Annotated in this window: 15 protein-coding genes; 14 read left to right on the top strand and 1 reads right to left on the bottom strand. The window is 36.8% G+C overall.

From position 1 onward, the window contains the following. The first annotated feature begins 554 nt into the window (after positions 1-554). From rpmH to I5435_RS23060, 11 genes are all read left to right on the top strand, one after another. Positions 555-689: a 50S ribosomal protein L34 gene (gene rpmH, locus I5435_RS23110; protein ID WP_004233310.1), complete on the top strand. Its 135-nt coding sequence runs from the start codon at positions 555-557 to the stop codon at positions 687-689. 94 nt (positions 690-783) lie between these two features. Continuing rightward, positions 784-1,128: a ribonuclease P protein component gene (gene rnpA / locus I5435_RS23105; RefSeq protein WP_024364629.1), complete on the top strand. Its 345-nt coding sequence runs from the start codon at positions 784-786 to the stop codon at positions 1,126-1,128. A 239-nt stretch (positions 1,129-1,367) separates the two neighbouring features. After that, entirely contained in the window at positions 1,368-2,138 is a 771-nt protein-coding gene (yidC, locus tag I5435_RS23100; protein ID WP_024364630.1) for a membrane protein insertase YidC, read from the top strand. Continuing rightward, positions 2,135-2,944: an RNA-binding cell elongation regulator Jag/EloR gene (gene jag, locus I5435_RS23095; protein ID WP_024364631.1), complete on the top strand. Its 810-nt coding sequence runs from the start codon at positions 2,135-2,137 to the stop codon at positions 2,942-2,944. Before yidC ends, jag begins: the two co-directional genes overlap by 4 nt. A gap of 304 nt (positions 2,945-3,248) precedes the next feature. Next, positions 3,249-4,634 (top strand): tRNA uridine-5-carboxymethylaminomethyl(34) synthesis GTPase MnmE, encoded by a 1,386-nt coding sequence (gene mnmE, locus I5435_RS23090; RefSeq protein ID WP_258842848.1) that lies wholly within the window; start codon positions 3,249-3,251, stop codon positions 4,632-4,634. 27 nt (positions 4,635-4,661) lie between these two features. Then, on the top strand, positions 4,662-6,557 hold the full coding sequence (gene mnmG, locus I5435_RS23085; protein WP_024364633.1) for a tRNA uridine-5-carboxymethylaminomethyl(34) synthesis enzyme MnmG: 1,896 nt from the start codon (positions 4,662-4,664) through the stop codon (positions 6,555-6,557). A 135-nt stretch (positions 6,558-6,692) separates the two neighbouring features. Then, positions 6,693-7,409, top strand: a complete 717-nt coding sequence (rsmG, locus tag I5435_RS23080; protein WP_024364634.1) for a 16S rRNA (guanine(527)-N(7))-methyltransferase RsmG — start codon at positions 6,693-6,695, stop codon at positions 7,407-7,409. 180 nt (positions 7,410-7,589) lie between these two features. Further along, the gene (gene noc, locus I5435_RS23075; protein ID WP_024364635.1) at positions 7,590-8,489 is read left to right on the top strand and encodes a nucleoid occlusion protein; all 900 of its coding nucleotides are present in this window, start codon (positions 7,590-7,592) and stop codon (positions 8,487-8,489) included. A 227-nt stretch (positions 8,490-8,716) separates the two neighbouring features. After that, positions 8,717-9,478 (top strand): ParA family protein, encoded by a 762-nt coding sequence (locus tag I5435_RS23070; RefSeq protein WP_024364636.1) that lies wholly within the window; start codon positions 8,717-8,719, stop codon positions 9,476-9,478. Continuing rightward, on the top strand, positions 9,471-10,322 hold the full coding sequence (locus I5435_RS23065; protein WP_229388129.1) for a ParB/RepB/Spo0J family partition protein: 852 nt from the start codon (positions 9,471-9,473) through the stop codon (positions 10,320-10,322). Before I5435_RS23070 ends, I5435_RS23065 begins: the two co-directional genes overlap by 8 nt. A gap of 73 nt (positions 10,323-10,395) precedes the next feature. Further along, positions 10,396-11,112, top strand: a complete 717-nt coding sequence (locus tag I5435_RS23060) for a DUF554 domain-containing protein (RefSeq protein WP_024364638.1) — start codon at positions 10,396-10,398, stop codon at positions 11,110-11,112. On the opposite strand, the gene yyaC is transcribed toward I5435_RS23060, so the two are convergent. Beyond that, positions 11,029-11,661, bottom strand: a complete 633-nt coding sequence (gene yyaC / locus I5435_RS23055; RefSeq protein ID WP_025220908.1) for a spore protease YyaC — start codon at positions 11,659-11,661, stop codon at positions 11,029-11,031. The two genes, I5435_RS23060 and yyaC, sit on opposite strands and share 84 nt — an antisense overlap. 93 nt (positions 11,662-11,754) lie before the next feature. Here yyaC and I5435_RS23050 point away from each other — a divergent pair, with 93 nt between their 5' ends. From I5435_RS23050 to ychF, 3 genes are all read left to right on the top strand, one after another. Then, positions 11,755-12,636: a mechanosensitive ion channel family protein gene (locus tag I5435_RS23050; RefSeq protein WP_108031102.1), complete on the top strand. Its 882-nt coding sequence runs from the start codon at positions 11,755-11,757 to the stop codon at positions 12,634-12,636. A 1-nt stretch (position 12,637) separates the two neighbouring features. Beyond that, on the top strand, positions 12,638-12,838 hold the full coding sequence (locus tag I5435_RS23045) for a DUF951 domain-containing protein (RefSeq protein ID WP_024364640.1): 201 nt from the start codon (positions 12,638-12,640) through the stop codon (positions 12,836-12,838). Positions 12,839-13,193: 355 nt separating this feature from the next. Further along, positions 13,194-14,294: a redox-regulated ATPase YchF gene (gene ychF / locus I5435_RS23040; protein ID WP_024364641.1), complete on the top strand. Its 1,101-nt coding sequence runs from the start codon at positions 13,194-13,196 to the stop codon at positions 14,292-14,294. The last annotated feature ends 47 nt before the right edge of the window (positions 14,295-14,341 follow it).

Below are 14,341 nucleotides of genomic sequence, written 5' to 3'. Positions count from 1 at the left end.
GCTGCTATTCTCCTTTACAGTTCAATACATATACAGCAATAAAAAAATATAGTGCATTTATGTGATAAGTAAATACGTTCATTTTACGACTAATCCACAAAATCACAAGTTGTGGATAATACTTAACCAAAGGCTGTGATAAAAATTATCCACAGCATATCAACAGTTGTGGATAAAAGATTAGTTCGTTTTAGTTTTCAACAAAGTGAAGCACAGTAATCGTATCAGAAAAACAAAGCTATTTCAATAGTTTATGAAACTTATCCACATAACTTTGATTTACTCACTTTCAAGTTGTCCACAAGCACTGCTTATGTGAAAAAGCTGTAGATAACAGTTGTGGATAAAAAATAATGCAAAAAATACTATACACAAGTCTGTGTAAAAAAAACAAGTATTCTGTGGATAATTTAAAAGAGAGAAAAGGGAAACATAGAATTGGCGATTTGAAAGAAATTTATAAAATACATTGACAAAATAGCTAATTACTTTATATAATATGCAGGTCTGTATGTTGAAAAATTCAACTTTCATTCAGGAGGTGTCTATATACAATGAAACGTACTTACCAACCAAAGAAACGTAAGCACAGCAAAGTTCACGGTTTCCGCGCACGTATGAGCACGAAAAACGGTCGCAAAGTTCTTGCTGCTCGTCGTCGTAAAGGAAGAAAAGTTTTATCAGCATAAAATAAGTCCACTGAGCCACATCAGTGGTCTTTTTTTTCTTTATTTTTTGAAGCCGTTAAGGATCAAAAGAATAATTCAGTAGCAGGTGAAAGTAATGAAAAAACGCCAACGAGTGAAAAAGAATGAGGATTTTCAAAAGGTGTTTAAAAAGGGGAAATCTTTCGCGAATCGGCAGTTTGTCGTTTATTTTTTGCCGAAAGAGGGACAAACAGAATTTCGTGTAGGGTTATCTGTTAGTAAGAAGCTTGGGAATGCGGTAACACGCAACCAAATTAAACGTTATATTCGACAAAGTATTCATGAGTTAAAAGATGAATTAAAGACGAATATGGACTATGTTATTATCGCCAGACATCCGGCGGCCACTATGGATTTTCATGAAGTGAAACAAAGTTTGCAGCATGTACTACGAATTGCTAGAGTATTGAAGAAATCGTAAGACATTCAGCAACCAAAGTGGCGATAAAGTACACTTTTAAAAGGTTCTACAATAACTTATGTAAATGTAGATAGTCCCTTTACTGCATGAGCACATTTTAATTGGCATATTTAGTAGAGTGAAAGCTAATTTGCATGATAAAATAACTGATAACTTTATTCAGTTGAAAAAATAAAATTGAATAGAGACAATGCATATAGATTTTAGAAAAGTGAATAGTATTTGTAGGGGGAAGACGGTTGAAAAAACAACTTTGGGTAATTTTGTCGCTAGTATCAGTAGCATTACTACTATCTGGGTGTACAGAATTTAACGATCCAATATCCAAAGATAGCCAAGGCTTCTGGAATGAATTCATTGTTTGGCCGTTAGTATCAGCGATAAAATATTTTGCTGATTTACTTGGTACGTATGCATGGGGGATTATTGCAGTAACAATTATTATTCGTTTAGCAATTCTTCCATTGATGATTAAACAAACAAAGAGCTCGAAAAAAATGCAAGAAATTCAGCCAAAATTGAAGGAATTGCAGAAGAAGTATGCTTCTAAGGATGCACAAACACAGAAACAGTATCAGCAAGAAATGATGAAGCTGATGAGTGAGTCTGGTGTAAACCCAGTTGCTGGATGTTTACCAGTAATCATTCAAATGCCAATTTTAATTGGTTTTTATCACGCAATTAGTCGAATGAACGCTACAGCTGCTTTTGATTTAGGAAATTTCTTTATCTTCCCATTAGCAGACCCTGCGCCAGCTTTAGCAATTATCGCTGGTATTATGCAATTTTTCGTATTACGTACGGGCCCAGCAATGGACAACCCTCAGATGAAAATTATGATTTACATTATGCCATTCATGATCATCGGTTTTGGTATGGCATTACCAGCTGCATTATCACTTTATTGGGTAATCGGGAACATTATCTCGATTCTTCAAAACCTGTATATTTATAAACCTTGGCAAAACAACAAAACACAACCTGCTCAAAATGGAGGGGCTAAAAAGTGAAACAACTTACGCAAATAGGCGCAACAACACAAGAAGCGATCTCATTGGCGTTACAGAAACTTGGCAAAACCCGTGAACAAGTAGATGTTGAAGTTTTACAAGAAGGTAAAAAAGGATTTTTAGGTTTTGGAGCACGTTCTGCAGAAGTACGTGTGACTGTAAAAGAAATACAAGCTCGTCCAACTACAGAAATAGTAAAAGTAGCTGAGCAAGACGAAACGGCTAAAGAACAATTGAACGAACAAAAAGTAGTGGATGACGTTGCAAAATTAAGTTCACAAGTTTCGGAACAACCAATGGACATCGAAGCTGTTCAACAAGCCATTAAAGAGGAAGAAGATAACACTGTAAATCCAATTGAAGAAGCAAAAGCTTATATAGTAAGTATAGCGGAGCAATTGGGAATTCAAGATCTTGACATTGAAACGGCCCGTGAAGGTAAATATGTGCTGTTTCAATTGAAAAGTGAGAAGGCTGCATTACTTATAGGGAAACGCGGTCAAACGTTAAATTCTTTACAACAATTAACACAACTCGTTTTAAATAAAACCGCTAAACAATTCTTAATGGTGAAATTAGACGTAGAAAACTATCGTGAACGTCGACAACAAGCCTTAGAGCAACTGGCGGATCGTATGGCTGACAAGGCACTTCGGTTAAATCAACGTGTGGCATTTGAACCGATGCAATCATACGAAAGAAAAATTATTCATAATCAATTAGCGAATCGTCTGGATATAGAAACATATTCAGAAGGCACAGAACCAAACCGCTATTTAGTTATTGAACCAGTAAAGAACGCTTAGACTTTCTTTACGTAAAGGCATACAGACATATGCTAAAAAGACCGGTCATTTTATCGTTATGATAAAGTGACCGTTTTTTACTGTCTGAAAAACAGGAAGATTATGAAGCAATGTGACCAGTCGTAAAATGTCGGATATTGAACGTTTAAAGCGAAAATGATGAAGGGTAAGTAAATTTTTATTTATCCACAAATGGAAATGATCCTTACTTTAGATTTTATCGAAAATATGTTAGTCTAAGATGTTAGAAAGTGTTGATCGGTTTTATTTATCCACATGTGGATAACGTTAAGGAGGTAATAAAATGGAGTTCGATACAATTGCTGCGATATCCACACCGATGGGTGAAGGAGCTATTGCCATAGTTCGCATAAGTGGTGATGAAGCAGTAGCTATTGCAGATAAGATTTTTAAATCGCCTGGTGGAAAAAGTTTAAAGAAGCAGGCTTCACATACAATTCATTATGGACACTTAGTCGATCCTAAAACAAATGAGGTAGTAGAAGAAGTAATGCTATCGTTAATGCGAGGACCAAAAACGTTCACGCGTGAGGATGTAATAGAGATCAACTGCCATGGAGGACTCGTTTCAGTTAATCGCGTATTAAAATTAGTATTAACAAATGGGGCAAGATTGGCAGAGCCAGGTGAATTTACAAAACGTGCGTTTTTAAATGGGCGTATTGATTTATCACAGGCCGAAGCAGTAATGGATTTAATTCGAGCGAAGACAGATCGTGCGATGAATGTCGCACTTGGTCAAATGGATGGGAAATTATCTCGCCTTATTGGAGATTTGCGCCAAGCATTGCTAGAGACTTTAGCGCAAGTAGAGGTTAATATAGATTATCCAGAGTATGATGATGTAGAAGAAATGACAGTGCCCGTATTACTTGAAAAATGTACATGGGTACGTAATGAAATCATTAAACTTTTACAAACATCCTCTCAGGGCAAAATTTTACGTGAAGGCTTATCGACGGTTATTTTAGGACGACCAAATGTAGGGAAATCTTCACTTTTAAATAGTTTAGTGCAAGAAAATAAAGCAATTGTGACAGATATTGCAGGTACAACTCGTGATATTATAGAAGAGTACGTAAATGTACGTGGGGTACCACTTCGTTTAGTCGATACAGCCGGCATTCGTGAAACAGAAGATATTGTGGAGCGAATTGGCGTTGAACGTTCTCGTGAGGCGTTACGTAGCGCAGACTTAATTTTATTCGTACTAAATTATGCGGATGAATTAACGATTGAGGATGAACGTCTATTCGAAACAATTGAGGCGATGGATTATATCGTCATTGTCAATAAAACCGATTTACCGCAAAAAATTGATTTAGCCCGTGTAAAAGCATTAGCAGGTAGTCATCGTATTGTGACAACTTCTCTTTTACAAGAAGAGGGAATAGCAGAGTTAGAGGAAGCAATAGCTGCATTATTCTTCGAGGGTCAAATTGAAGCGGGCGATTTAACATATGTATCGAATGCACGTCATATTGCATTACTCCACCAAGCGCAAGCGACGGTAGAGGACGCACTAGCTGCAGCACAGGCTGGTGTACCTGTTGATATGGTGCAAATAGATGTAACAAGAACGTGGGAGATACTTGGTGAAATTATTGGAGATACGGTGCAAGAAAGCCTTATCAATCAACTATTTTCACAGTTCTGTTTAGGGAAATAATTCTACTAGAGAAGGGAAGATACGAGCATGCCAACACAGTATGAGGCAGGCACGTTTGATGTGATTGTTATAGGGGCAGGACATGCAGGTTCAGAAGCTGCCTATGCTGCTGCTAAAATGGGTGCCAACACGCTCATGCTAACAATCAACTTAGATATGATTGCATTTATGCCATGTAACCCATCAATCGGTGGCCCTGCAAAAGGGATTGTCGTTCGTGAAATTGACGCACTAGGTGGGTTAATGGGGAAAGTTATAGATAAAACGCATATTCAAATGCGTATGTTAAATACAGGGAAAGGTCCAGCTGTACGTGCACTACGCGCCCAAGCGGACAAAGTACTCTACCAACACGAAATGAAACGTGAGTTAGAAGAAAATGAAAATTTAACAATTCATCAAGCAATGGTAGAAGAGCTTATTATAGAAGATGGTGAAGTAAAAGGCGTTATTACACAAATTGGCGCAATTTATCGTGCCAAAGCAGTAGTTGTAACAACGGGTACATTCCTTCGTGGTGAAATTATTATCGGAGACATGAAATATTCAAGTGGTCCAAATAACCAACAGCCATCCATTCGCTTAGCGGACAATTTAAAAGAATTAGGCTTTGACCTTGTACGCTTCAAAACAGGTACACCACCTCGTGTCAATAGCCGTACAATTGATTATTCAAAAACAGAAATACAACCAGGCGATGATGTACCACGCGCATTTAGCTTTGAAACAACTGAATTTATCATGGACCAACTGCCATGTTGGCTAACATATACAAGCCCTCAAACACATGAAATTATTGAGGCAAATTTACATCTTTCACCGATGTACTCAGGTATGATTAAAGGAACAGGCCCGCGCTATTGTCCTTCAATCGAAGATAAAGTCGTACGATTTAATGATAAGCCACGCCACCAAATTTTCTTAGAACCAGAAGGTCGCAATACAAGAGAAGTGTACGTCCAAGGTTTATCGACAAGCTTACCTGAACATGTGCAACATCGTTTGTTAAAATCCATTCCAGGATTAGAACAAGCTGAAATGATGCGTGCTGGTTACGCAATCGAATACGATGCTATCGTTCCAACACAATTATGGCCAACATTGGAAACAAAACGCATTAAAGGTTTATATACAGCCGGTCAAATTAACGGAACATCTGGCTATGAAGAAGCAGCTGCTCAAGGTTTGATGGCGGGGATGAACGCTGCTGCCAATGTCCTTGGTAAAGAAGAACTGATTTTAAGTCGTTCAGAAGCTTACATCGGTGTATTAATCGACGATTTAGTAACAAAAGGTACAAATGAGCCATATCGTCTCCTAACATCTCGTGCTGAATATCGTTTACTACTTCGTCATGACAATGCCGATTTACGTTTAGTTGAACGTGCTTACAAAATGGGCATGATATCACAGCAACGTTATGAACAATTCATGGAGAAAAAAGCGTTAATTGAAAATGAAATTGCACGCCTTCGTGAAGTAATCATTAAACCAAATGAAACAACACAAGCTGCCATTCGCTCTGTAGGTGGTAGTGAACTGAAAGATGGTATACGTGGCGCCGATTTATTAAAACGTACGGAAATGCATTATGATTTAGTGTCTTCGTTAATACCAGCTGAAATTGAATTTTCTGATGAAGTGAAAGAACAAATCGAAATTCAGCTAAAATATGAAGGTTATATTGAAAAAGCATTGCAACAAGTTGAAAAGCTTCATAAAATGGAAAATAAAAAAATTCCAGAGAACATTGATTATGATGCCATTTCAGGTCTTGCAACAGAAGCACGACAAAAATTAAAACAAGTAATTCCGCTTTCCATTGCACAGGCGTCTCGAATTTCAGGGGTAAATCCTGCAGATATTTCGATTCTACTTGTTTACATTGAACAAGGGAAAATCGCACGTGTAAGTGGCGAATAATAGCGCAACAACAAAGTGAATAAGAGGCGGGCATACCATTGTGCCCGCTTCCTATTTTTAAGGCTATATTATCCTTCAACGTTTTGTTATGTGCGACCAAACAAATATTGAGCCATTTTTTAAAGGAGACCTTACATGAACGAACAACAATTTATTGAGGCATTGAAGGACAAGGGGATAGAACTTTCTGACAAGCAACTAGCACAGTTCAAAAAGTATTTTGAACTGCTTGTCGAGTGGAATGAAAAGATGAACCTAACAGCAATCACAGATTTTGAAGGTGTCTATCTAAAACATTTCTATGATTCTATTAGTGCCTCATTTTATTTTGATTTTACACAGGTAACAACCGTTTGTGATGTAGGAGCTGGAGCTGGTTTTCCTAGTATTCCAATTAAAATCTGCTTCCCACATTTACAAGTAACAATTGTAGATTCTTTAAATAAACGCATTACATTTTTAAATCATTTAAGTGAAGAATTACAGTTAGATCATATGCATTTTGTCCATGCCCGTGCAGAAGAATTTGGTCAAAATATTAAATATCGTGAACAATTTGATGTTGTAACAGCCCGTGCAGTAGCTCGCTTGTCTGTACTATCAGAATTATGTGTACCACTAGCAAAACAGGGTGGTTACTTTGTTGCGTTAAAGGCTGCGGCAGGTCCAGAAGAATTAAAAGATGCAAAAAAAGCATTGGTCACTTTAGGTGTGACATTAAAAGAAGAATTTTCTTTTACTTTACCTGTTGAAGAAAGTGAACGTACTTTATATGTTTTTGATAAAATAAAAGGAACGCCAAAAAAATATCCGCGTAAGCCTGGTGTACCAAATAAAACACCTATTCAATAATTAGTGTTTCATGTGAAACTTCTCAAACTGGAAAAATATTTTCTCTAGTTTGAGCATACATACTAGTTATGGATGGTTCACGCAAATGACATCTATGAACTATATACATTTTAGGAAATATAATAAATAATAATAGAATGAGACAGAGCAAGATAGTTACTTAAAGGTGGTGCCACTTGGATGAAAAGTCCTTTTTCACGTTTTTTTGGAGGCGGAAATAAAGCAGAGCCTATTGTGGAAAATGAAGTAGAACAAGCAGAGGCGGTTCGTGCAACAGAAGAGGTCATTAAGCTTCCAATCGATCAAATCGTACCAAACCGTTTTCAGCCACGTACTATTTTTGATGACGAAAAAATTGAAGAATTATCTAGAACCATTCATACCCATGGTGTGATTCAACCAATTGTTGTACGTAGCACAGCAAACAATCAATATGAAATCATCGCCGGTGAGCGTCGTTACCGCGCAATGAAAAAGCTGCAATGGACAGAAGTTCCTGCGATTGTACGGAATTTAACGGATAAGGAAACAGCATCAATTGCATTAATTGAAAACCTTCAACGTGAAGAGTTAACGGCAATTGAAGAGGCAGTGGCCTACCAAAAATTATTAGAGCTTCATGAGCTAACACAAGAAGCTCTTGCCCAACGACTAGGAAAAGGACAATCCACGGTAGCCAATAAATTACGTCTATTAAAGCTTCCTGAAGAAGTGCAGCAAGCTATATTAAAGCGTCAAATTTCTGAAAGACATGCACGTGCACTAATTGCTATTAAAGATCAAACATTACAATTAGAAGTTTTGCATCAAGCGATTGAGCATGATTGGAATGTTCGCCAATTAGAAGAGCACATCCATGCATTATTACATCCAGAAGCGGTGGATCAAGAAGAAGCCATTCCTAAAAAAGTGAAGCCGAAAAGAAAAGCAATAAGTAAGGATGTCCGCATAGCCCTAAATACGATTAAACAATCACTATCAATGGTGACAAAAAGTGGTATAACGGTTAAGACAGAAGAAGAAGATACAGAAGAATACTATCAAATTACAGTAAAAATACCTAAAAAGAAGAAATCTTAATTTAATTATATTAAAAAAGTAATTTGTACGGTTTTATATGTGGAATACAGGGGAGGATCTTAGAAATAAATCTAAGATGCCTCCTTTTTTGTATATATTCTTAATATTTTATACAACTCTGTTGAGTTTTTTTGATAGAATGATAAGTAAGATAACGGTATTGAACAATGATTTTACAAATGGATTTGTCAAAGCAAACTTTGATAGATGAAAGCAGGTGCTTTTAAATGGGTAGAATTATAGCAATCGCCAATCAAAAGGGTGGCGTAGGTAAAACAACAACATCGGTCAATTTAAGCGCTTGTCTAGCATATTTAGGAAAAAAAGTGCTATTGATTGATACAGATCCACAGGGCAATACAACAAGTGGACTGGGCATTAATAAAGGGGAAATACAAAGTTGTATTTATGATGTACTAATCGATGACGAAAACGTTGAAAATGTCGTCCAACAAACAAATGTTGAAAATCTATATATCGTCCCTGCAACCATTTCTTTAGCGGGAGCAGAGATTGAATTAGTTTCAACGATTTCTCGTGAAGTACGCTTAAAGCATGCACTTCAAGACATTAAAGAAGACTATGACTATATTATTATTGATTGCCCACCATCATTAGGGCTACTAACAATTAATGCATTAACCGCGTCTGATGCACTGATAATTCCTGTGCAATGTGAATATTATGCATTAGAAGGGTTAAGTCAATTATTATCGACTGTGCGTTTAGTGCAAAAGCATTTGAATCAGCAGTTATATATTGATGGCGTATTATTAACAATGCTTGATGCAAGAACCAATTTAGGGTTACAAGTAATTGATGAAGTGAAAAAATATTTTCAAGATAAAGTATATAAAACGATTATTCCTCGTAATGTACGATTAAGTGAGGCTCCAAGTCATGGACAGCCTATTATTATTTATGATGCAAAATCAAGAGGTGCTGAAGTTTATTTAGAGATGGCGAGGGAAGTGATAAAAAATGGCTAAAGGTTTAGGAAAAGGTATTGGTGCTCTATTTCCAGGAGAATCGTTAGAACAAAGTGAAAAAGTAGAAGAACTACAACTAAAGCTAATAGTCGCAAATCCATTTCAGCCTCGTAAAATATTCGATGAAGAAACATTACAAGAATTAGCTGATTCAATTCAGGAACACGGTATTTTACAACCAATTGCTGTACGGAAAAAAGGACAAAAATATGAAATTGTAGCAGGAGAACGTCGTTATAGAGCGGCACAGTTAGCAGGCCTAGAATTACTGCCAGCGATTGTTAAAGAACTGACGGACTCACAAATGATGGAGCTTGCTATTTTAGAAAATTTACAACGTGAAGATTTAACAGTTATTGAAGAGGCAGAAGCATACCAAAGTCTAATGGAAAACTTACATCTAACACAGGAGGAGTTATCTAAACGCTTAGGTAAGAGTAGACCGCATATTGCGAATCACGTTCGTTTATTAGCTTTGCCAGAGGAAATTCGCGCGTTGATGAATGAAGGTATATTATCAATGGGACAAGGACGTGCCTTACTTGGATTAAAAAATAAAAGAAGAATCCCAGAAGTTGCACGCAAGATTATTAAACAAGGCTTGAATGTGCGTCAGGTAGAAATTTTGGTGCAAAGTTTAAATGAAGAAGTTTCACGTGAAACATCGCAACCGAAGAAGAAGGATATTTTTGTTGTAGCGAAAGAATCGCAATTACGGGATTATTTTGGTACAAACGTTCAAATTAAAAAGACAAATAACAAAGGTAAAATTGAAATTGAATTTTACTCAGAAGATGATTTGGAACGTATTTTGGAAATATTAAACATTCAAGAAGATGATTAATAGTCCACTAATGTAATTAGAGCGCCAATATACTAGGCGCTCTCTATTTTTCTAGAGAGAAGGTAGGCCTTTTGTGGTAATTTTAGGAGCATTAATTAATGCACTGTTGATTATAGTCGGTGCATTGGTGGGGCGCATTTTTAAAAATATTCCTGAGTCGATGAAAGCTTCTGTATTATCGATTATTGGCTTATCCGTTGCACTTTTAGGAATCAAAATGGGCTTCGAGAGTAATAATTTTATTATATTAGTGGTAAGTTTAGTAGTAGGAACTGTGATAGGAGAATGGCTAGATTTAGATAAGCAAATGAATCGACTTGGTCAGTGGATTGAATCACTTTTTAGTAAAAGACGTACGAATGACAATCAAATTAATATTGCAGAAGGCTTTGTAACTGCATCATTAATATTTGTTGTTGGTTCCATGGCGATTATAGGCGCACTTGATAGCGGGCTACGACAGGATCATAATGTCCTAATAACAAAAGGTATTATTGATGGTTTTACATCGATTATTTTAGCTTCTACTTTAGGTATTGGCGTATTATTATCAGCCGTTCCAGTATTTGTATACCAAGCGGTAATTGCAATTTTTGCAGGCGTCATCAGTGTATATATCCCAGATGACGCCCTACAGATGTTCATTACAGAAATGACATCAGTAGGTGGTGTTATGATTTTAGCGATAGGGTTAAATATAGCAGGCCTAACAAAGATCAAGGCTGCTAACTTGTTGCCGGGTATTGTCGTTGTCGGCATCATGGTTGCCATCATCTATCCTTTTCAATGAGTAGCGATGCGCAGCAAGCAGTAAAGCTCTTGAAAGCTTTTCAGCCATAGCATAAGAGATATGCAGTCGCGTATTTTGTAACACGAGCATTTCCATAAAGCCTCCAATATTGACGATTCCTTTAACGGAAATGTCACCAATTGGGGGCAATTCTTTTTTTACTGCTTTCCCAGGCAATATTGGCCCGTTCTGCACTGCAATATGTCCAACGTTTTGTTCACTACCTAGACATGCATCAATCGCAATAATAAAAGGTTTCGTAGTATGATGGTGTAACTGCTGTATGGTTGAATCTAAGTTGAGGGCATGCAATGGATTTTCTAAAGTTCCTACAACTTCATAAGGGAAACTAACAGACTTTTTCAAAAAACTACCTGTTAATGGCCCTAATGTATCCCCAGTGCAACGATCACTTCCGATACAACAAAAAATAAGACGTTCATGATGAAAAGGAATATACTCTAAAAATAATGTACTCAATTGCCAAACAGCATTTTTACTTTCGTGATGAAGCGAATAGGGCAGTACTAAATTTGGAATAGTATTCATAAAAAAACTCACTTTCATTTTTATTTGTAAGAAGTGCTCAATTTTTATGCAGTATACGCAAATTTTTAACAAGTTATTCAAGAGGTGGTAATAATGGATTCAAATAAGAAATGGATAGAGAAGAAATGGGATATATTTACGTCCGAGAAATTTTGGGACAATGTAATTGAGGCAACTTTTGAGATTACAGTCATCCTTATTGCATCGTGGTTAGCTGTTCGATTAGGTAAAAAATTTATTAAAAAAGCATTTTTAATACGAATGCGCTCACCATTAAATCATTCAGAACGCCGACAACGAACAATTGCAAGATTATTACAAAGTGTTATTTCGTATGTTGTCTATTTTTCTGCAATTATAGCTATTCTTTCTTCACTGAACATTAAGGTAGCGGGCTTACTTGCAGGGGCGGGAATCGTCGGTTTAGCTATCGGGTTTGGTGCGCAAAGTTTAGTAAAGGACGTGATTACAGGGTTCTTTATTATTTTTGAAGACCAGTTCGGTGTAGGGGATTATATTAAAATAAACGCAGCGGAAGGAACGGTTGTAGAAATAGGATTACGTACAACAAAGATTAATGGTGCTACTGGGGAGCAATTTATTATTCCAAATGGTGCAATTGGCGAGGTTATTAACTACTCTATCAATAACTCGAAAATTTTTATAGATTTACAAATGACAACCGATGCAAATTTCGAAAAAGCAGAAGGGCTTATTAAAAAGTATTTAGAAACACTACCTGATATGCATAAAGAGCTTGTGGCAGTACCTACCTTTTTAGGTGTCCAAAATGTAAAGGGAACAGAAGTAACGATTCGCATTGCCGCTGAAACATTACCACAACAACAATATGGCGTAGCTCGAACAATTCGCCGTGATGTGACGCAATTATTTGAGGAACATGATATTCCTATGGCGTATCCTAAAATGATGTTATATGGTGGAAGTGGAAAAGATGATGGGAGAAGTGAATAATATGGAAGCAAAAAAATTTGATCTAAATGATATTGTCGAAATGAAAAAACAACATCCATGTGGTACAAATGAGTGGAAAATTATTCGAATGGGTGCAGATGTGCGCATTAAATGTGAAGGGTGTCAGCACAGTGTGATGATTCCGCGTCGAGAATTTGAGAAAAAAATGAAGAAAATCATAAAGCGTGCAAGTGAAGTCTAGCTTTTTGTGTATTAGACTTTTTATGGGCGAATCAATATAATAGATAGGGTTATAAAGAAAACTTTAACTTGCTTCAACAGAAGTTCCCTGCCCTTAGGTGGGGAATACCAACTATGCACTTAAATTCATGGGGGATTTCAATCCCGATTGCTTCAAGTGAATTGCCCCAGCGAATGGACAGATTTATAGAGAAACTTTTTGACAAGGAAGCTCGAAAGAAAAATCTGGACAAAATGACGTAGGGTGTAATTGCTTGTGTCGGTCTCCTTCATTACGGATTAGGCGTTAGAGTGTCATAATACTGTGGTTTAACAGAAACAAAATTGAACTGATTATAGAAAGGTTGTGTCCATTTATGGCATTAACAGCTGGAATCGTTGGTTTACCTAACGTTGGAAAATCAACATTATTTAACGCAATTACAAAAGCGGGCGCTTTGGCTGCCAACTATCCATTCGCAACAATCGATCCAAACGTAGGTATTGTTGAAGTACCTGATGCACGTTTAGACAAACTGACAGAGTTAGTAATACCAAAAAAGACTGTGCCAACAGCATTTGAATTTACTGATATTGCAGGTATCGTAAAAGGTGCTTCTAAAGGAGAAGGCTTAGGAAACAAATTCCTTGCACATATCCGTGAAGTAGATGCAATCTGCCAAGTAGTACGTTGCTTTGTAGATGAAAATATTACACACGTGTCAGGTGCGGTAGATCCAATTGATGACATTGAAGTAATTAATTTAGAGCTAGCACTTGCTGATTTAGAATCAGTGGATAAACGTTTACAACGCGTAAGCAAAATGGCAAAACAAAAAGATAAAGAAGCGATGGTGGAAGAACCGATTCTTCTAAAAATCAAAGCTGAATTAGAAAACGGACGACCTGCTCGTGCTGCTGAACTTTCAGAGGACGAACTAAAAGTGATTAAAGGTCTTCACCTATTAACGATTAAACCAATGCTTTATGTTGCCAATGTTTCAGAAGACGAAGTGGCAGATGCAGATAATAATGAATATGTTCAAAAGGTACGTGAATATGCATCAGCTGAAGGTGCACAAGTCATTACAATTTGTGCAAAAATTGAAGAAGAAATTTCTGAGCTTGACGATGAAGAAAAAGCGATGTTCTTAGAAGAACTAGGCATTAAAGAATCAGGTTTAGACCAACTAATCCGTACTTCATATGATTTATTAGGTCTTGCCACATACTTCACAGCTGGAGTCCAAGAAGTACGTGCATGGACATTCCGTAAAGGCATGAAAGCACCACAATGTGCTGGTATTATTCATACAGACTTTGAGCGTGGATTTATTCGTGCAGAAACAGTTGCTTTCGATGATTTAGTAGAAGCAGGCTCACAAGCTGCTGCGAAAGAAGCGGGGAAAGTACGTCTTGAAGGTAAAGAATATATTGTACAAGACGGCGATATCATGTTATTCCGCTTTAACGTGTAATTTAAAATTGCCATTATGAATGTAAGCAATTCTCATGAAATACGAAC

Origin of the sequence: Lysinibacillus sp. C5.1, from assembly GCF_016350185.1 — a bacterium.
Taxonomy (GTDB): domain Bacteria; phylum Bacillota; class Bacilli; order Bacillales_A; family Planococcaceae; genus Lysinibacillus; species Lysinibacillus sphaericus.
Note: the sequence above shows the minus strand (reverse complement) of the source record. Positions and strands in the feature narration are given on the sequence as shown.

Bases quoted from the DNA above. Each gene is read 5' to 3' on its own strand.
- rpmH (WP_004233310.1), top strand. From the start codon at position 555: ATGAAACGTACTTACCAACCAAAGAAACGTAAGCACAGCAAAGTTCAC.
- rnpA (WP_024364629.1), top strand. From the start codon at position 784: ATGAAAAAACGCCAACGAGTGAAAAAGAATGAGGATTTTCAAAAGGTG.
- mnmE (WP_258842848.1), top strand. From the start codon at position 3,249: ATGGAGTTCGATACAATTGCTGCGATATCCACACCGATGGGTGAAGGA.
- mnmG (WP_024364633.1), top strand. From the start codon at position 4,662: ATGCCAACACAGTATGAGGCAGGCACGTTTGATGTGATTGTTATAGGG.
- rsmG (WP_024364634.1), top strand. From the start codon at position 6,693: ATGAACGAACAACAATTTATTGAGGCATTGAAGGACAAGGGGATAGAA.
- noc (WP_024364635.1), top strand. From the start codon at position 7,590: ATGAAAAGTCCTTTTTCACGTTTTTTTGGAGGCGGAAATAAAGCAGAG.
- I5435_RS23070 (WP_024364636.1), top strand. From the start codon at position 8,717: ATGGGTAGAATTATAGCAATCGCCAATCAAAAGGGTGGCGTAGGTAAA.
- I5435_RS23065 (WP_229388129.1), top strand. From the start codon at position 9,471: ATGGCTAAAGGTTTAGGAAAAGGTATTGGTGCTCTATTTCCAGGAGAA.
- yyaC (WP_025220908.1), bottom strand. From the start codon at position 11,661: ATGAATACTATTCCAAATTTAGTACTGCCCTATTCGCTTCATCACGAA.
- I5435_RS23050 (WP_108031102.1), top strand. From the start codon at position 11,755: ATGGATTCAAATAAGAAATGGATAGAGAAGAAATGGGATATATTTACG.
- I5435_RS23045 (WP_024364640.1), top strand. From the start codon at position 12,638: ATGGAAGCAAAAAAATTTGATCTAAATGATATTGTCGAAATGAAAAAA.
- ychF (WP_024364641.1), top strand. From the start codon at position 13,194: ATGGCATTAACAGCTGGAATCGTTGGTTTACCTAACGTTGGAAAATCA.